This is a genomic window from Bacillus sp. WMMC1349 (assembly GCF_013155385.1).
Classification (GTDB): Bacteria; Bacillota; Bacilli; order Bacillales; family Bacillaceae; genus Bacillus.
This window is the reverse complement of sequence record NZ_JABJUQ010000007.1, coordinates 3,264,504-3,284,001: the sequence shown is the minus strand read 5'-3', so window position 1 is coordinate 3,284,001 and position 19,498 is coordinate 3,264,504. Positions and strand designations below refer to the sequence as shown.

The following is a 19,498-nucleotide window of genomic DNA, read 5'->3' as shown; positions in this document are numbered from 1 at the left end:
GATATTAACAGAGGAGCGTTATTCTATGCTTGGAATTTTAAATAAAGTGTTTGATCCGACAAAACGCACACTCAGCCGTTATGAAAAGAAGGCAAATGAAATTGACGGACTTAAGCAGAAGATGGAGCAACTTTCTGATGAGGAGCTCAAGAAGAAAACCGCTGAGTTTAAAGAGCGGCTTGAAAATGGCGAAACAGTAGACGAGCTTTTAGTTGAAGCCTTTGCAGTTGTCAGAGAAGCCTCTCAGCGTGTAACAGGAATGTTTCCATTTAAAGTTCAGCTGATGGGTGGTATTGCACTCCATGAGGGAAACATTGCAGAAATGAAAACAGGTGAAGGTAAAACATTGACTTCGACAATGCCTGTTTATTTAAATGCCCTTTCCGGTAAAGGTGTACATATTGTCACAGTCAATGAATATTTGGCGAGTCGTGATGCTGAAGAAATGGGTCAGATCTTTCAATTTCTCGGTTTAACGGTTGGCTTAAATTTAAACAGTCTTTCTAAAGATGAGAAACGTGAAGCATATGCTGCTGATATTACGTATTCCACTAACAATGAACTAGGTTTTGATTATTTACGGGATAACATGGTTCTTTATCAAGAGGAAATGGTTCAGCGCCCACTTCATTTTGCTGTCATTGATGAAGTTGACTCCATCTTAGTCGATGAAGCGCGAACACCGCTGATCATTTCGGGACAAGCGGCAAAATCGACCAAACTCTATGTCCAGGCTAATGCGTTTGTTCGTACATTAAAACAAGAACAAGACTACACATATGATATTAAAACAAAAGGCGTTCAGCTGACTGAAGAAGGAATGACAAAGGCTGAAAAAGCGTTTGGAATTGAAAACCTATTTGATGTGCGCCATGTGGCATTAAACCATCACATTGCTCAGGCACTTAAAGCACATGCGGCAATGCACAATGATGTTGATTATGTTGTGGAAGACGGACAAGTTGTTATCGTCGATTCCTTTACAGGTCGTCTGATGAAAGGTCGGCGCTACAGTGACGGACTTCATCAAGCGATTGAAGCGAAGGAAGGTCTGGAAGTTCAAAATGAAAGCATGACACTTGCAACGATTACATTCCAAAACTATTTCCGCATGTATGAAAAACTTGCTGGTATGACCGGTACAGCGAAAACAGAAGAGGAAGAATTCCGCAACATTTATAACATGCAGGTTGTGACAATTCCAACCAATATGCCGATTGTCCGTGATGACCGCCCTGATTTAATCTACCGCAGTATGGAAGGCAAATTTAAAGCTGTGGCAGAAGATGTCGCTCAACGATATATGACAGGACAGCCTGTTCTTGTCGGGACAGTTGCGGTTGAGACATCTGAATTAATTTCAAAACTACTTAAAAATAAAGGGGTTCCTCATCAAGTTTTAAACGCTAAAAACCATGAACGTGAGGCACAGATCATCGAAAACGCCGGTCAAAAAGGTGCGGTGACGATCGCGACAAACATGGCCGGACGGGGAACAGATATCAAGCTTGGAGAAGGCGTGAAAGAGCTCGGTGGTCTTGCTGTAATCGGTACTGAGCGCCATGAATCACGTCGGATCGATAACCAGTTGCGCGGACGTTCAGGACGTCAAGGTGACCCTGGTATTACTCAATTTTATCTTTCAATGGAAGATGAATTAATGAAACGGTTTGGAGCAGAACGGACGATGGGGATGCTCGACCGCTTTGGAATGGATGATTCTACACCAATTCAGAGTAAAATGGTCTCAAAAGCGGTTGAATCTTCACAGAAACGTGTCGAAGGAAACAACTTTGATGCTCGTAAACAGCTTTTACAATATGATGATGTACTCCGCCAACAACGGGAAGTCATCTATAAACAGCGCTTTGAAGTGATTGATTCAGAGAACCTTCGCTCCATTGTTGAAGGAATGATCCAGTCCTCTCTTGACCGGGCTGTTGCTTCATTCACACCGAAAGAAGAATTACCTGAAGACTGGAATCTGGAAGGTCTTGTCGAATGGATCAATGCGAACTTCCTTGATGAAGGCGAACTTGAAAAAAGCGATATTTACGGTAAAGAACCAGATGAAATGACAGAGCTTATCTTTGATCGAATCAAAACAAAATATGACAAAAAAGAAGAAAGATATGGCCCTGAGCAGATGCGTGAATTTGAAAAAGTCATCGTTCTTCGTGAAGTGGATACGAAATGGATGGACCACATTGATGCAATGGATCAACTTCGCCAAGGGATCCATTTACGTGCCTATGCTCAAACAAATCCGTTACGTGAATATCAGCTGGAAGGCTTTGCAATGTTTGAAAACATGATCGCTGCCATTGAAGATGATGTCGCAAAATATGTGATGAAGGCTGAAATTGAAACCAATCTTGAACGTGAAGAGGTTGTGAAAGGACAAACAACAGCCCATCAGCCAACAGAAGGCGAAGAGACTAAACAAGCTAAGAAAAAACCTGTGCGTAAAGTCATCGATATTGGACGAAATGACCTTTGTTATTGTGGAAGCGGAAAAAAATTCAAAAATTGCTGTGGAAGAACAGAATAAAAAGAGGTGAGTGCCTCTTTTTATTTTGAGTTGTTTTAATATTGAATGAGGTGAAGATCAATGGAATTAACTGAAATTAGGCAAGAACTTGAAAATATGGCTTCTCGATTAGCTGATTTTAGGGGGTCTCTTTGACCTCGAAGCAAAGGAAGCAAAAATTAGCGAACTTGAAGAACAGATGGCTGACCCTAATTTTTGGGGAGATCAGCAAAAAGCCCAGACCATCATCAATGAAGCGAATGCATTAAAGGATTATGTTAACACATATAAAAGCTTAAGCGAATCACATGAAGAATTACAGATGACACATGATTTGTTAAAAGAAGATCCTGATGATGAATTGCAAGCTGAGCTCATAACGGAGTTAAAAAATTTGACGAAGCAATTTAATGAGTTTGAACTTCAATTATTGTTAAGTGAACCATATGACAAAAACAATGCTATTTTGGAACTTCATCCGGGAGCCGGCGGTACCGAATCACAAGATTGGGGTTCAATGCTTCTCAGAATGTATACAAGATGGTCTGAGCGTCGCGGTTTTAAAGTGGAGACACTTGATTATCTTCCGGGTGATGAAGCGGGAATCAAGTCTGTAACACTTCTCATTAAAGGGCATAATGCTTACGGTTATTTAAAAGCTGAAAAAGGTGTCCACCGTCTTGTGCGAATTTCTCCGTTTGATTCGTCTGGACGCAGGCATACTTCATTTGTTTCATGTGATGTGATGCCAGAATTCAATGAAGAAATTGATATTGAAATTCGAACAGAAGATATTAAGGTAGACACATACCGGGCCAGTGGAGCCGGGGGACAGCATGTCAATACGACAGACTCGGCGGTCCGAATTACCCACCTGCCGACAGGTGTCATCGTCACTTGTCAAACAGAACGTTCGCAAATTAAAAACCGTGAACATGCGATGAAAATGCTGAAATCAAAACTGTATCAACGGCGCATTGAAGAGCAACAGGCACAACTTGATGAAATTCGCGGAGAACAAAAAGAAATCGGTTGGGGAAGCCAGATCCGTTCATATGTTTTCCATCCATATTCTCTTGTCAAAGACCATAGAACGAATACGGAAATGGGGAACGTACAAGCTGTAATGGATGGAGATATTGATACCTTTATTGATGCTTATTTACGTTCAAAACTATCTTAAACAGACAAATGAACTGTTTAAAGCCAGTGGAGTTTTCTTCACTGGCTTCATTTTTGAAGGTGTGGTTCATGCTTTATTTGAGTAATACGTTATTAGGCTGTCATTTACTAAAGACTCGCAAAATGCTATACTCTCGATTGGTAAAGATTTGGGTGGGAGATGATCAACAATGTCATGGGATAAAGTTGTCTTAGGTTTGCGTGAGTACTTATACATTCTAATAGGTTCAGCAATCGTTGCTGTTACATTTAATATGTTTTTGCTTCCCAACCAAATTGCAGCAGGTGGAGTCAGTGGAATCAGCACAATCTTACAGTCGTTCGGTTTTGAAGCGGCATATGTACAATGGGGCTTGAATATCCCCTTATTTGTAGCTGGAGTACTTATTCTCGGCGGAAAATTTGGGATAAAGACGCTTGTAGGATCGATTTTTCTTCCGTTTGTCGTTTATCTAACACGGGACATCAGTCCGGCAACACATCAAGCTCTATTGGCTGCCATATTTGGCGGAGTGGGGATTGGAGTGGGGATCGGGATTGTTTTTCTTGGTCGGGGATCTACAGGAGGGACAGCACTGGCTGCGCAGATCATCCACAAGTTCTCAGGGCTCTCCCATGGGAAATGTTTGGCACTGATCGATGGAACCATTGTTTTAGCAGCTATATTTGTTTTTAATATTGAACAGGGACTATATGCGATTCTTGGTGTTTACATATCAAGCAAAACCATCGATGTCATTCAACTTGGTCTTAACCGTTCTAAAATGGCAATGATTATTACAAATCGTGAAGAAGAAATCAAAAAAGCCATTTTGGCGAAGATCGACAGAGGGATGACAAAAATTTCTGCTGTCGGCGGTTATACAGATGATGAACGTCCGATTTTGATGTGTGTTGTCGGTCAAACTGAATTCACAAAGCTGAAACAACTGGTAAAACATATTGATGAATCAGCATTTGTCATTGCAATGGATGCTTCAGAAGTCCTTGGAGAGGGTTTTAAACGAGGGTAATAATCGGTATAATAGGATTGATCTGTCAGGAGGAGTTGACTCAAAATGAAGGCAAAAGTATTTACTCTGTTTTTGGCGATTTCTGTTGTCCTCGTTGGCTGTGGAGGAAATAAAGAAAGCGAAAACAAAAGTACTGGTGGGCAAACGTCTGCGGCTAACGGTGAAGAAGTCTATCAACAGAATTGCACTGGCTGTCATGGAAAGGATTTAGCCGGCGGATCTGCACCAAGCTTGAAAGAAGTTGGCGGCAAGTATGATGAAAATGACATTAAAGATATTGTTGTCAATGGCAGAGGGAATATGCCTGGAGGACTCGTGAAAGAAGACCAGGCTGAAGCAATAGCCAAATGGCTTGCGGAGAAAAAATAATAGATTAGAAAAATCAAAGGACCTTGTTCACTTTTGGGTGAAAAGGTCTTTTTTGGATATTTAAAAGGACTTTTTGACTATTAAAAAAGTCTGTGCATCAAGTTCTTTCGTATTGAAAAAGGTCTAAAGTAGACTGTTTTTGGTTGATTTTACGTTTTTCCTGTAACTTATGGCAGTATTGAAATAAAACTGTAATATTATTATGTCTAAACATGACGTATAATGGATATTGTTGAAAAACACAAACAATGATTGGCGTGATATTTAAAGACAGAAAACGACATACCTTTTCGAAGTGTATGTTTGACAAACATAAAAGACTAGGTGATTACATGATCGAAATGAAAGATGTGTATAAGACTTATTCCAATGGTATTTTAGCATTGAACGGTATCAGCGTCTCGATATACCCGGGTGAATTTGTCTATGTTGTCGGTCCCAGTGGAGCGGGAAAATCAACCTTTATTAAAATGATCTATCGCGAGGAAAAGCCATCCAAAGGAAAGGTCATTATCAATAATAAAGATTTGGCGACAGTAAAAGAGAAAGACATTCCATATGTCCGAAGAAAAATCGGCGTTGTATTCCAAGATTTCAAATTGTTGCCAAAACTGACCGTTTTTGAAAATGTCGCTTTTGCTTTAGAAGTCATCGGAGAGCGTTCAGAGATCATTAGAAAAAAAGTGCTTGAAGTGCTAGACCTTGTTCAACTTAAGCATAAAGCGAGACAATTTCCAGAACAGCTGTCAGGTGGGGAGCAGCAAAGGGTTTCAATTGCAAGGTCAATCGTCAATAACCCTGATGTTGTCATTGCCGATGAGCCGACAGGAAACTTAGACCCTGAAACATCTTGGGAAATCATGAAGACATTGGAAAAAATTAATAATCGTGGAACGACAGTCGTTATGGCGACTCATAATAAAGATATTGTAAACAACATGAAGAAACGGGTCATCGCAATCGAAGAAGGACTGATTGTTCGTGATGAGTCTAGAGGGGAGTATGGTTCATATGATTAGAACTCTCGGACGGCATGTACGCGAGAGTTTAAAATCTCTTGCAAGAAACACTTGGATGACTTTTGCATCCATCAGTGCTGTAACAGTTACACTTATTTTAGTTGGTGTCTCATTGGTGATCATTCTTAACTTGTACCATATGGCATCAAGCGCTGAAAAAGAAGTCGAAATCAAAGTATTAATTGATGTAACTGCAAATAAAGATCAAAAAAATCAGCTTGAAAAAGAAATTAAAAAAATATCAGATATTAGCAGTGTGAAGTTCTCTTCAAAAGATCAAGAACTTAAAAACTTGAAAAAAGGCTTTGGTGAAGACGGTGATGTCTTCTCTATGTTTGAACAGGAGAATCCGTTAAATGATGCGTTTATTGTCAAAACGTCTGACCCACACGATACTCCTAAAGTCGCCAAAAAAATTGAGAAACTTGACCATGCCCACAAAGTAGCCTATGGGAAAGAGAAAGTAAGCCGTTTATTTGAGATAGTTGGCTATGCTAAATGGGTTGGGATTGTATTAATCATAGGTTTATTGTTTACCGCAATGTTCTTAATCTCAAACACGATTAAGATTACAATTTTTGCAAGACGTAAAGAAATTGAAATTATGAAACTAGTTGGAGCAACGAACTGGTTTGTTCGCTGGCCATTTTTCATTGAAGGGCTATTGTTAGGTATTTGTGGTTCTATCCTTCCAATTTCAATCTTACTAGGAACCTATCAAAATGCCATCCAATGGGTTGCGCCAAAACTTCAAGGGACGATTGTCAAGGTATTACCATACCATCCGTTTGTTTTTCAGATTTCCGCCGTTTTGGTGTTGCTCGGCGCAATCATTGGTGTATGGGGAAGCTTGATGTCTGTCCGCAAATTCTTAAAAGTATAGGCGATTTTCCGGCCATAATGTTTTACGATAGAGGAGGAACTATTGTTGAAAAGAATGCTTATGTCTGTGGGTTTAACTGCCGCGCTTGTGACAGCGGCGATCTTGCTTCCTTTGACAAGCGATGATGCACTGGCTTATCAAGATTTGGAGAAAAAGAAAAGCAACGTTCAGAATAAGCAGTCAAAAAACCGGGAAGAGCTGAAAAAAAAGAAGCAAGAACTCTCCGAACTTGAAACAAAGGAAACAAACTTAAAAAGTGATATAGAAAAAATCGATCGTCAAATGACGAATACTAATGAAAAGTTAGAAAAGAAAAAAGAAGAAATCAATAAAACAAAGACAAGCATTGCAAAACTGAAAAAACAGATTAAAAGTTTAAAAGAAAAAACGAAAAAACGCAATGAGATTTTAAAAGATCGTATGCGCTCAATTCAAGAAAACGGGGGTTCTGTTCAGTATATCGATGTTCTTCTTGGGGCAAAAAGTTTTGGTGATTTCATAACTCGAGCCGGAGCACTATCAAAAATTGTCGATGCCGATAACAATCTATTGGAAGAACAGAAGAAAGATCTTCAGGAGATTCAGAATAAAGAAACATCGCTGAATAAAAATCTAGAAAACCTTCAAAAAGCTCATAAAGATTTGAAAGAGTTAATGACGAAGTTAGATAAACAGCAAAAGAAAAAAACGAAAGTAATGAATCAAGTCAAACGTGATAAAGATCATGCTCATGAAGAACTTGGTTCACTTGAAAATGAAGCTGAAGTGTTAAAAGAGCAAGAGAAAGCAATTAAAGCTGAAGAAAACTACCAGCAACAAGTACAAGCTAAAAGCGGATCATCATCTAGCGACATTGAAGATTCCTCATTATCTCATCCGTCAGTTCCTAGCAGTGAAGGATTTATCCGTCCTGCTTCAGGCAGGTTTACTTCCGGATTTGGGGGGCGTTCTCTGGGGAACCACTATGGTATAGATATTGCTAATCGCGGTTCAGGTGTTCCAATTTACGCAGCAGCTGCGGGAACGGTTTATAATGCTCGCTACTCATCGAGTTATGGTAATGTTGTTTTCATTACCCATCATATGAATGGGCAAACTTATCAGACCGTATACGCTCACATGTCTTCTCTTAAAGTACGGTCAGGTCAACGTGTAAAGCAAGGTCAAGTGATCGGGACAATGGGCAATACTGGAAGGTCTTACGGTCAGCATTTGCATTTTGAAATTCACAAAGGTCTTTGGAACAACAGTAAGTCAAACGCTGTTGATCCAGCCGACTATATACCACTTTAAAAACATGGATGAGCCGACTTGGTTTTGTTGACCAAGCCGGTTTTTTATGTTTTAAATTCCAAAATACCTTCACTCTCTATCCATAAACCACTGCATCATGATTCATGACAAAAATCAATTACATGAAACGGAGAATATTACATAGACTACACAAAGTAACATAATCTATAGTGCAGCCAGAAGAGGAGGTATATGATGAATCAGAAGATTGCGTCACTCATCATTGCTGTCAGTCTATTGTGCGGTTTATTTGGAGGACCTTTAGATACGTCTATTCCGAAAGCGGCAGCTGTGTCAACTGAAGCAAGAGACAGTGCCAAAAACCGCAACGTAATGGAGAAGATTGAGAAGGCATACGATCTGATTTCGAATGAATACGTTGAACAGGTAGATAAAGAAAAACTGTTGGAAGGAGCCATTCAGGGCATGCTTTCAACATTAAATGATCCTTATTCTGTTTATATGGACAAGCAGACTGCAAAGCGGTTTTCCGATTCGCTTGATTCCTCTTTCGAAGGAATCGGGGCAGAAATAGGTATGGAAGACAATAAGATTATTGTCGTTTCCCCATTTAAACAATCTCCAGCTGAAAAAGCGGGACTAAAGCCAAATGACGAAATCATCAGTATTGACAATAAACAGATGACAGGAATGGGTCTCAATGATGCCGTATTAAAAATAAGAGGAAAAAAAGGATCAACAGTGACATTAAAAGTTCACCGTCCAGGTATAAAGGATCAACTGACTTTTACAATTAAACGTGATGAAATTCCGCTTGAGACTGTGTTTGCTTCACTAAAAAACGTACAAGACAAGCAAGTTGGACTGATTGCAATTTCTTCTTTTTCCGAACATACAGCAAAAGACTTTGCTGCGGCATTGAAGAAGTTGGAGAAAAAAAAGATTGCCGGTCTTGTCATTGATGTAAGAGGAAATCCAGGTGGATATTTACAAAGTGTTGAAGATATTTTAAAACATTTTGTGACAAAAAAGCATCCATATATTCAAATTCAAGAAAGAAATGGTCATAAAAAACGGTATTTTTCTAAATTGAAAAAAACAAAACCGTATCCTGTCACTGTGATAACAGATAAAGGGAGCGCTTCAGCATCTGAGATTCTCGCCGGTGCTTTAAAAGAAGCATCAGGTTATCACGTCGTAGGTGATCCTTCTTTTGGTAAAGGTACAGTTCAACAAGCCGTTCCAATGGGAGACGGAAGTAATATTAAATTGACATTGTATAAATGGCTGACACCAAATGGAAATTGGATTCATAAAAAAGGGATTCAGCCGACTGTTCCTGTCTCACAGCCAGCTTATTTTTCTGTTGGACCTATTCAATTGAACAAACCACTTAAACTTGATATGAATCATAACGAAGTGAAACGAGCACAGTTGTTACTAAAAGGCTTAGGATATGATTGCGGTCGGTATGATGGCTACTATCATGCTGGGACTAAACAAGCTGTCACAACATTTCAGTCAGATCATCAACTGAAACAGTCAGGGGTTATTGATCAATTGACAGCAAATACAATTAATCAGCAAATTGAAGAAAAAAAACGAAATGAAAAAAGTGATCTACAATTACAAACAGCACTAAAAGTATTGTTTTCTAAAAAGTGAGGACCGTTCTATTTCCTCACTTTTTTATATTCGAAAAATAAATTCTGAAACTTTTTACCCAAAACTCCTGTTAATTCACAAAAAAAACATTTATATTGAATAGAAATAACCCGATAAGATAAATATAGGGGAGACTTTATTATGATACAAAACAATAGCGAAAATGTAACTTTTGCAAGTTGTTTATGATACAAAAACTTTTTACAATAAGGATAAGGCAATAATGCATGAAAATATAGCATTTAATGCGGAGAATGTTAGCGCTGTTTGCGTTCTTCGTCTCTAGTTAGTGGAGTCGTCTAACGCTTGCGCTTTTCTTATATTTCATAAACAAATGGAGGTACACGATTGAAAAGGGCAAGTATTGTGAGAGAGAAAAAATACTATGAATTAGTGGAGCAGTTAAAAGTTCGATCACAAGACGTTACGTTTTCCGCTACAAAGGCAGTAGGGTTGCTGATGTTGTTCAGCAGATATCTCGTGAACTACACTTCAGTGGAGAGTGTCGATGACATTGATGAGGAGTGCGCTGATCTTTATTTCAATTACTTAATGGACAATCACAAACGCTTGGGCATTAATTTAACAGATATTAAACGGTCAATGCAGTTGATAGGAGATATTTTAAATGTTGAGATGAATCATTATTTAAAGGACTTTTCTCTGTCAAATGTGACACTTTGGATGAGTCAGGAAAAATAAACCATTTATTTTGTTATACCAAAGCTATTTTTTATTTGTTAAAATAGTATGTAAAAGTGATTGCTTTGTCTAAAACGTAAATTTAACTCTTTTAGACAAAGCCGTTTTTCTAAACGACCAAAAAGTGACTGTCGTTTGCCGGCAGTTTTGAAGGCGGTGAACGTTTCCTTGTCTGTTGAAGATAGCTTAATTGAACTTTTAAAGGGTGTGGGGATATTTTTTTTGCATCCGCTTTTCTATCTGATGATCGCTATGAGTCTTCTATACGGTTATGCTCGGGTTAAACGCGAAAGAAAAACCTTTCATACACGGATTGAGGATGTTTATAATGAATTAAAATTTACATATTCAAAAGGGATTTTGCCAGGGATCTTACTTTCGCTCGTCTCACTTGGTATAGGGCTGGTTGTTCCAGTTGGAATGTTGCTACTTATAGCGATATTAACTGCAATTGCCGCTTTAACTTGCAGACAAAGTACCCTTTCTTCAGCATATACACTTGGGGTGAGCATGGTTCTTGGTTTTTGTCTCATGACATTTGGATCAAAAACAGCTTTTGCTCTTCCGCAAATGTCTTATGTTAGTTGGTCTGCACTTGCTATTTTGCTTGGCTTAGTTTTAACAGCTGAAGGGATATTGATTTATAAAACGGCACACATTAAGACGTCTCCGGCAATTGTAACGAGTAAGAGAGGTCAACCTATTGGACAACAAGTTGCTCGTCGTGTATGGCTGCTGCCGTTGTTTATTCTCATACCTGGACATGCGATTGAAGCTTCTGTATCTTGGTGGCCTGTTCTGCCGATTCATAGCGATACATTTCAATTATTATGGATACCGTATATCTTCGGATTTCATCAAAGAGTGCAAGGTTCCTTGCCAATAGAAAGTATTAAGGTGACAGGACGGCGCATAAGCATTCTTGGAATTTTCACTCTGCTAGTTGCCGCAGCCGGTATCTGGTGGTCACCGCTCACTATGGTAGTACCTGGAATGGCTATCATAGGTAGGTTTTTTATTTCATGGAAGCAGCGAGTGAACGACAACTCCGCACCTTTCTATTTTTCGAAAAGAGATCAGGGACTGATGGTTCTCGGGATCATTCCGAACACACCAGCAGCAGATCTCGGCTTGCAGATTGGTGAAATTATTACAAAAGTCAATGGGTGTGAAGTTAAAAATACAACCGATTTTTATGAAGCATTGCAAAAAAATCGTGCCTTTTTTAAACTTGAAATCATTGGCTTGAATCAGCAAGTACGGTTTGAACAAAGGGCTTCTTACGAAGGCGAACATCACGAACTAGGGATTTTGTTTGTGGAAGAACAAGTGGAATATAATGATTCTGAGGTAGCTGCATCCACAGAAAAGCCTTAGGCAAGAGGGCTGTCCAGTAAGTCGATTTTTGACTATTGGACGCCCTCTTCACGTTTAACAAACTGAAAGTGGTGAGGATTTGCTCGCTTTCCGTGGACGATCCGTTAGCCTCCTCGGAGTTCGTTCCTTGCTTCCGTCTGGTCCCGCAGGAGTCTCCACGTTGATAAAGGACTGTTATTATATAGGTAAAATAGACTAATTTATATAGGGTATATTTGTTTTCTAGCAGCTTAAAACCTTACGAAAGCCCGGAGCTTTTCTTTTAAATTTTTCAGGAAGCACTTTCCAAATGCTGAGAGCTGATCGTTCAGGTGAAAATGAATCATTTCACCTTTTTTCTCGTTGTTTTTGGCTTTTAAACAACTCAGGTTAAGAATAATCTTTCTTTATTCTGGGAAAAATAAAATTTGTCCGTTTCTTTGTTCTTTAATATAATCAAGGAAGAACAGAAACGTGAGGGGGGTTTTTGTGTTTACAAAAGCCGTTTTTGCAATATTTTTTCCTTTCTTACTTGTGATGTTTTTTACAAGAGTGACTTATAACCATTATGTTGGCATTGCACTTACTGCAGCATTATTATTTGCGTCTTATTTAAAAGGGTATACACAAACTTATTTAATTGTGGGACTTGATGTTGTATCGCTTGTGACAGGAGCGCTGTATGCCGCAAAAAGAGCGGGTGAAAGGAAAGAGTTATAGAAGAATGTTTGTTATAACCCTGCTTTTGATAAAAGGAGGGGTTTTTTCAATATATTTTTAAGAAAACCGAACTTTAGTTCGTATTTTTTGTGCGATTGTGTTAAAATAAGAAAACAAATGAATTCGTAATGAAACGGAGGCTTTTTTGTGAAGGACCGTTTTGAATTAGTATCAAATTATCAGCCCCAAGGAGACCAGCCAAAAGCGATTGAACAGCTTGTCAAAGGCATTCATGAAGGAAGAAAACATCAAACTCTTTTGGGCGCAACTGGTACGGGAAAAACATTTACGATCTCTAATGTCATTAAAGAGGTTCATAAACCAACGCTCGTCATCGCCCATAACAAAACGTTAGCAGGACAGCTGTACAGTGAGTTTAAAGAGTTTTTTCCTCAGAACGCAGTTGAGTATTTTGTCTCTTATTATGATTATTATCAGCCGGAGGCATATGTTCCTCAGACGGATACGTTTATTGAAAAAGACGCTAGCATTAATGATGAGATAGATAAACTGAGACACTCAGCCACATCGGCTCTTTTTGAACGTAAAGATGTCATTATTGTGGCGAGTGTTTCTTGTATTTACGGTTTAGGTTCCCCTGAGGAATACAAAGAATTGGTGCTTTCACTAAGAACTGAAATGGAAATTGACCGAAATGAGCTTCTTAGAAAACTCGTCGATATCCAATATGCTCGAAATGACATTGATTTTCAGCGCGGTACATTTAGAGTGCGTGGAGATGTCGTTGAAATCTTTCCGGCTTCAAGAGATGAGCACTGTATTCGGGTGGAGCTTTTCGGGGATGAAATTGAACGGATCAGGGAAGTGGATGCACTGACAGGCGAAATTTTGGGAGACCGTGATCATGTTGCGATTTATCCTGCTTCCCACTTCGTCACCCGAGAAGAAAAGATGAAAAAAGCGATTACCAATATCGAGGGCGAACTTGAAGAGCGGCTTAAGGTCCTGCACGAAGAAGGCAAACTTCTTGAAGCACAGCGTTTGGAGCAAAGGACGAGATATGATCTGGAAATGATGCGTGAAATGGGTTTTTGTTCGGGAATCGAAAACTATTCAAGGCATTTAACGCTTCGTCCGGCAGGCTCAACCCCATATACGTTGCTCGATTATTTTCCCGATGATTTCTTGATTGTCATTGATGAGTCACATGTTACCATCCCGCAGGTCAGAGGTATGTATAATGGTGACCAAGCGAGAAAACAAGTGCTTGTCGATCACGGGTTCAGACTGCCTTCTGCTTTAGACAACCGTCCGCTCAGGTTTGAAGAGTTTGAAAGACATATTCATAACATTGTCTTTGTATCAGCAACACCTGGTGCATATGAACTTGATCATACCCCTGACATGGTTGAACAGATCATCCGTCCGACAGGGTTGCTTGATCCGCTGATTGATGTCAGACCGATTGAAGGGCAAATCGATGACCTGATCGGTGAAATCAGGCAAAGAATCGAACGGAATGAACGGGTACTTGTGACCACTTTGACGAAAAAAATGTCCGAAGATTTGACAGATTATTTAAAGGAACTCGGCATTAAAGTCACATATTTGCATTCTGAGATTAAGACGCTTGAACGTATTGAGATCATCCGTGACTTGCGCCTTGGCAAGCACGATGTTCTCATTGGTATCAATCTGTTAAGAGAGGGATTGGATATTCCTGAAGTGTCACTTGTCGCGATTTTGGATGCTGATAAAGAAGGTTTTCTCCGCTCTGAGCGGTCTTTAATTCAAACGATCGGACGGGCTGCCAGAAATGCTGAGGGACGGGTCATCATGTATGCCGACAAAATCACAAACTCCATGGAAATTGCGATCAATGAAACGAAGCGAAGACGCGAGCAACAAGAAGAATTTAACCAAAAACATGGCATTACACCACAAACCATTAATAAGAAGATCCGCGATGTCATCCGGGCAACACATGTGGCTGAGGATCAAGAAGAATACAAAGCAAAAGTAGAACCGAAGCTTTCAAAATTGACGAAGAAAGAGCGCGACAAAGTCATTGCTCAGATGGAACACGATATGAAGGAAGCGGCGAAAGCGCTTGATTTTGAGCGCGCTGCAGAGCTTCGCGACTTACTGTTAGAGCTAAAATCGGAAGGATGAATAGACGATGGCAATGGAACGAATTGAGGTGAAGGGGGCAAGGGCCCATAACCTGAAAAATATCGATGTTACAATTCCCCGTGATCAGCTTGTTGTGTTGACAGGTCTTTCTGGATCGGGGAAATCTTCTCTTGCATTTGACACCATTTATGCTGAAGGACAAAGGCGTTATGTTGAGTCACTGTCTGCCTATGCCCGCCAGTTTTTAGGCCAGATGGACAAACCCGATGTAGATGCAATCGAAGGTCTTTCTCCAGCGATCAGTATTGACCAAAAAACGACCAGCCGGAATCCCCGTTCAACTGTCGGAACTGTTACGGAAATATATGATTATCTTCGCCTGTTATTCGCAAGGGTTGGAAAACCAGTCTGCCCGGTTCACGGAATTGAAATTACTTCACAAACGATTGAACAAATGGCAGACCGTATTTTAGAATACCCTGATCGTACAAAAATTCAAGTTCTTGCTCCGATTGTCTCAGGACGAAAAGGAACGCATGTTAAAGTATTGGATCAGATCAGGAAGCAAGGATATGTCCGGGTCCGAATCAATGGTGAAATGCACGATCTTTCCGAAGATGTTGCGTTGGAAAAAAATAAAAAACACTCGATCGAAGTTGTGATTGACCGGATCGTTGTCAAGGAAGGTGTCAACGCCCGCCTTACAGATTCGCTTGAAACCGCGTTGCGTCTTGGTGAAGGACGGGTCATGATTGATGTAATAGGTCAAGAAGAGTTGTTGTTTAGTGAACATCATGCTTGCCCGCATTGCGGTTTTTCGATCGGGGAACTTGAACCTAGGATGTTTTCCTTTAATAGTCCGTTCGGTGCTTGTCCAAGCTGTGATGGTCTAGGAACGAAACTTGAAGTTGATGTGGACCTGGTGATCCCAAATCTTGAACTGGCACTTAAGGAGCATGCGGTTGCGCCTTGGGAGCCACAGAGCTCTCAATATTATCCGAAGTTGTTGGAAGCGGTTTGCAGTCATTACGGTATTGATATGGATGTACCAGTCAAGGATCTGCCAAAACATCATCTTGATAAAGTCCTTTATGGTAGCGATGGTGAACAAATTTATTTTAAATATGAAAATGATTTTGGGAAAATTCGTGAAGGTTATATTGAATTTGAAGGTGTTATCCGCAATATTGAAAGGCGTTATAAAGAAACGAGTTCTGACTATATCCGTGAACAGATGGAAAAATATATGGCCAACCAGACTTGTCCAACCTGTAAAGGCTACCGTCTAAAAAAAGAGTCTTTGGCTGTGCTGATTAACGGTCTTCATGTTGGAAAGATCACAGATATGTCTGTGGCGGATGGGCTCCAGTTTTTCCGCACATTACAACTTTCTGAAAAGGATTTGAAGATTGCCCATTTAATCTTACGGGAGATTGAAGAACGGCTTGGCTTTTTAAACAATGTCGGTCTTGATTATTTAACACTCAGCAGGGCAGCTGGTACACTCTCAGGTGGTGAAGCGCAACGTATCCGGCTTGCTACACAAATCGGTTCAAGATTGACAGGGGTGCTTTATATTCTTGATGAACCGTCAATTGGTCTTCATCAACGTGATAATGATCGGCTGATTGAGACATTGAAAAACATGCGCGATCTCGGAAACACATTAATTGTTGTTGAACATGATGAGGATACAATGCTTGCTGCTGATTATTTAATCGACATCGGTCCTGGGGCAGGGGTTCACGGCGGGGAAGTGATTTCTGCGGGAACTCCTGAAGACGTCATGAATGATGACAGATCATTGACTGGACAATATCTCGCAGGGAAAAAATTTATTCCTCTTCCAATAGAGAGGCGAAAACCTGACGGTCGTTTTATCGAAGTCAAAGGGGCAAAAGAAAACAATTTGAAAAATACATCAGTAAAGTTTCCGCTAGGTGTGTTTACTGCTGTAACCGGTGTATCCGGTTCAGGAAAAAGTACGCTTGTCAATGAAATTTTGCATAAAACACTTGCACAAAAATTGCACAATGCCAAGACAAAGCCCGGAGAATACAAGGAGATCAAAGGCATTGAACAGCTTGAAAAGGTCATTGATATTGATCAGTCTCCGATCGGCAGAACACCAAGATCAAATCCAGCAACTTATACAGGTGTGTTTGACGATATTCGCGACGTTTTTGCGCAGACAAATGAGGCCAAAGTCAGAGGCTACAAAAAAGGGCGCTTTAGTTTTAATGTGAAGGGCGGTCGCTGTGAAGCCTGCCGTGGTGATGGTATTATCAAAATTGAGATGCATTTTCTACCTGATGTGTATGTACCTTGTGAAGTTTGCCATGGGAAGCGGTACAACCGTGAAACGCTTCAAGTGACGTATAAAGGTAAAAACATTGCCGATGTGCTTGAAATGACAGTTGAGAATGCAGTACAGTTTTTTGAAAATATTCCTAAAATAAAGCGGAAGCTACAGACCCTTTATGATGTCGGACTAGGTTATATAACGCTTGGTCAGCCAGCTACAACCCTTTCTGGCGGTGAAGCCCAACGTGTTAAATTGGCATCAGAACTACACCGGAGGTCAACGGGAAGATCGCTGTATATCTTGGATGAACCAACAACAGGACTGCATGTCGATGATATTGCAAGGCTGTTGACCGTCCTTCAACGTCTGGTTGAAAACGGTGATACTGTTCTTGTGATCGAGCATAATCTTGATATTATTAAGGCTGCTGATTATTTGATTGATTTAGGTCCTGAAGGAGGGGATAACGGCGGAAAAATTATTGCCACCGGGGCACCTGAAGAGGTTATCAATGTTGAAGGTTCTTACACAGGACATTATTTAAAACCGATCATTGAGCGTGATCGGATCAGAATGAAAAAACGACTTCAGGAAAAAGAAGAAGCCGTAGCCTTAGAAAAAAAACTGTCGACATCTTGATGCCGACAGTTTTTTTATGACAAGAGATCTATTCTTCTTCATACTTGCTGATTTGTTTCGTCACTTCAGTTAAACTGTTTAATATATGAACGCTACTGCTGTTCAGTAGAACTTTTAAGTAGCGAATCTCACCGGTCAGTGAAGGCGCAGTATTAACCGCTTCCAATCGCTTGACAATTTCCTGATTCACTCTTTTTTGTTCCTCAATCAGTTCAAGAAGCTGTGGAGCAGATAGCGGGTATTCTCTCATAACGCGCCTCCTTTTTTATTAATAGCCCTTTCCCATATTTTAAAGGGTTATAAAAAAAGAATCTATTCATAAAATCTAGAAAAATCAATTTGCGAAGATTGACTCATGTCTTTTGGCTGATGATGAAACTAAACGGTTATGATATACGTAAACATAATCATTAGGTTAATGGTAGAGATAGAGATGAGTCGTAGCAATATATTAATTTTAGCCGTTTGTTATTTTAGTGTGTTTTTGCCCCGCTTATTTTGTCTATTGCTTTGTATGTTATAACGATGATCATGTAACAAAAATGTTCACTTTCCGTTTAATATTGTTATACCTTGTGATAGCGAATAATTACGATGATTTCTTTGTTAGTAGGTAAGAAACATGGTTCAATGGATGATAGTTTTAATTCAGACTAAGGAGGCGTTTTAATAATGAGTGAAAAAGAAAGAATATTAAAACTTGTTGAAACCGGGAAATTGTCAGCAAAAGAAGCACTCATTTTGATAGAGAAACTTGACGAAGATGATAAACAAAAAGAACAAAAAGTGACAGCATTATCTGAGCATGTATTGGATTCAGAACAGTTTTACAGTGAGAAGAAGCAAGAAGCAAAACCTTCAATCGGTTCGAAGCTGTTTGATTGGATTGACACGGCAGTAAAAAAAGTAAAAGAAGCCGACTTAGATTTAAATTTTGGGCAATCGTTTGATATCCAACATATTTTTCAATTTAAAGATGCGGATTTCTCAATCCTTGATATTCAGCTAGCAAACGGCAGTGTTAATCTTATACCATGGAGCGATTCAGATATACGGGTTGAGTGCCAGGCAAAAGTTTACCGAATGGATCATCAAGATGAAGCAAGACAGGCATTTCTTCAGCATATTGACTGCGGTATTGACGGGGATAAATTTACTGTCCGTACAGAGAAAAAAACGATGAAGACCAATTTAGTGATCTATATTCCTGAGAAAGAGTATAGCAAGATCCGTTTCAAGCTGTTTAATGGTCCTATTAGGGGGGAACATTTAAACGTAAAAGAACTGTTTGCCAAAACAACCAATGGTGTTTTATCTTTTGCTGGACTTTCTGCTGACAAAGCTACACTTGAAACTGCAAATGGCCAGATCAAAATGGCTGATCTTGATTGTGGTGAAATCGAGGCGGAAACGATTAACGGTCTAATTGACTTAAAAGGAACTTGTGAGATGATTGATTTACAGAGCTTTAATGGAAATATTGTTGCAACTGTCAATCATCCACACTGTCGCTCAGCTTATGTTAAAACGACCACAGGCAGTATTGAATTAAATGTCCCTTTTGACTGTGCTGTCACTGCAGAACTTAAAAGTAATCTGGGTTCTCTGACAAACAACCTTTTAGATGCAGAAATATTAAAAGAGAAAAATGAAACCATCCAAAAAGAGATGTATGTAAAAGCCAATCAAAATCATGATCATCAAATGACAGTGTTTCTAGAAACAAAAACGGGCTCGATTCATTTAAATCATACGCAGGAGTGATAT

General features: G+C 39.7%; 15 protein-coding genes. 14 read left to right on the top strand and 1 reads right to left on the bottom strand.

The genetic code is table 11. From position 1 onward, the window contains the following. Nucleotides 1–25 precede the first annotated feature (25 nt). The 13 genes from secA to uvrA all read left to right on the top strand — a co-directional run bounded on the left by secA (nucleotide 26) and on the right by uvrA (nucleotide 17,731). Nucleotides 26–2,551 (top strand): preprotein translocase subunit SecA, encoded by a 2,526-nt coding sequence (gene secA, locus HOO54_RS19245; protein WP_172298109.1) that lies wholly within the window; start codon nucleotides 26–28, stop codon nucleotides 2,549–2,551. Between the two features lie 60 nt (nucleotides 2,552–2,611). Then, nucleotides 2,612–3,713 (top strand): peptide chain release factor 2 gene (gene prfB, locus HOO54_RS19240; RefSeq protein WP_172298107.1). Its coding sequence is split into 2 segments (ribosomal slippage): nucleotides 2,612–2,683 and nucleotides 2,685–3,713, totalling 1,101 coding nucleotides; the frame shifts between segments, so codons are not numbered across the junction. A 169-nt stretch (nucleotides 3,714–3,882) separates the two neighbouring features. Next, entirely contained in the window at nucleotides 3,883–4,725 is an 843-nt protein-coding gene (locus HOO54_RS19235) for a YitT family protein (RefSeq protein WP_172298105.1), read from the top strand. A 45-nt stretch (nucleotides 4,726–4,770) separates the two neighbouring features. After that, nucleotides 4,771–5,094, top strand: coding sequence for a cytochrome c551 (gene cccB, locus HOO54_RS19230; protein ID WP_172298103.1), 324 nt, complete (start codon nucleotides 4,771–4,773; stop codon nucleotides 5,092–5,094). A 332-nt stretch (nucleotides 5,095–5,426) separates the two neighbouring features. Then, nucleotides 5,427–6,113 (top strand): cell division ATP-binding protein FtsE, encoded by a 687-nt coding sequence (gene ftsE / locus HOO54_RS19225; RefSeq protein WP_172298101.1) that lies wholly within the window; start codon nucleotides 5,427–5,429, stop codon nucleotides 6,111–6,113. After that, entirely contained in the window at nucleotides 6,106–6,996 is an 891-nt protein-coding gene (gene ftsX / locus HOO54_RS19220; protein WP_172298099.1) for a permease-like cell division protein FtsX, read from the top strand. The genes ftsE and ftsX overlap by 8 nt, the downstream gene beginning before the upstream one ends. A gap of 45 nt (nucleotides 6,997–7,041) precedes the next feature. Continuing rightward, nucleotides 7,042–8,289 carry a murein hydrolase activator EnvC family protein gene (locus tag HOO54_RS19215; protein ID WP_172298097.1) on the top strand — a complete coding sequence of 416 codons (1,248 nt, stop codon included), beginning with the start codon at nucleotides 7,042–7,044 and terminating at the stop codon, nucleotides 8,287–8,289. A gap of 195 nt (nucleotides 8,290–8,484) precedes the next feature. Next, a complete protein-coding gene (ctpB, locus tag HOO54_RS19210; protein ID WP_172298095.1) occupies nucleotides 8,485–9,915 on the top strand; it encodes a carboxy-terminal processing protease CtpB in 1,431 nt (476 codons plus the stop codon). A 348-nt stretch (nucleotides 9,916–10,263) separates the two neighbouring features. Beyond that, nucleotides 10,264–10,617, top strand: a complete 354-nt coding sequence (locus tag HOO54_RS19205; protein ID WP_172298093.1) for a swarming motility protein SwrAA — start codon at nucleotides 10,264–10,266, stop codon at nucleotides 10,615–10,617. A gap of 168 nt (nucleotides 10,618–10,785) precedes the next feature. Continuing rightward, nucleotides 10,786–11,994, top strand: a complete 1,209-nt coding sequence (locus tag HOO54_RS19200) for a PDZ domain-containing protein (RefSeq protein WP_172298091.1) — start codon at nucleotides 10,786–10,788, stop codon at nucleotides 11,992–11,994. 468 nt (nucleotides 11,995–12,462) lie between these two features. Continuing rightward, nucleotides 12,463–12,693, top strand: a complete 231-nt coding sequence (locus HOO54_RS19195; protein ID WP_172298089.1) for a CsbA family protein — start codon at nucleotides 12,463–12,465, stop codon at nucleotides 12,691–12,693. A gap of 147 nt (nucleotides 12,694–12,840) precedes the next feature. Then, the gene (gene uvrB, locus HOO54_RS19190; protein ID WP_172298087.1) at nucleotides 12,841–14,826 is read left to right on the top strand and encodes an excinuclease ABC subunit UvrB; all 1,986 of its coding nucleotides are present in this window, start codon (nucleotides 12,841–12,843) and stop codon (nucleotides 14,824–14,826) included. A gap of 7 nt (nucleotides 14,827–14,833) precedes the next feature. After that, a complete protein-coding gene (gene uvrA / locus HOO54_RS19185) occupies nucleotides 14,834–17,731 on the top strand; it encodes an excinuclease ABC subunit UvrA (RefSeq protein WP_172298085.1) in 2,898 nt (965 codons plus the stop codon). Nucleotides 17,732–17,759: 28 nt separating this feature from the next. Here the strand turns inward: uvrA and HOO54_RS19180 are convergent, their stop codons facing one another. Beyond that, nucleotides 17,760–17,981: a hypothetical protein gene (locus HOO54_RS19180; protein WP_172298083.1), complete on the bottom strand. Its 222-nt coding sequence runs from the start codon at nucleotides 17,979–17,981 to the stop codon at nucleotides 17,760–17,762. A 419-nt stretch (nucleotides 17,982–18,400) separates the two neighbouring features. On the opposite strand from HOO54_RS19180, the gene HOO54_RS19175 reads away from it, so the two are divergent. Then, nucleotides 18,401–19,495 (top strand): DUF4097 family beta strand repeat-containing protein, encoded by a 1,095-nt coding sequence (locus HOO54_RS19175; protein WP_172299713.1) that lies wholly within the window; start codon nucleotides 18,401–18,403, stop codon nucleotides 19,493–19,495. Nucleotides 19,496–19,498 lie beyond the last annotated feature (3 nt).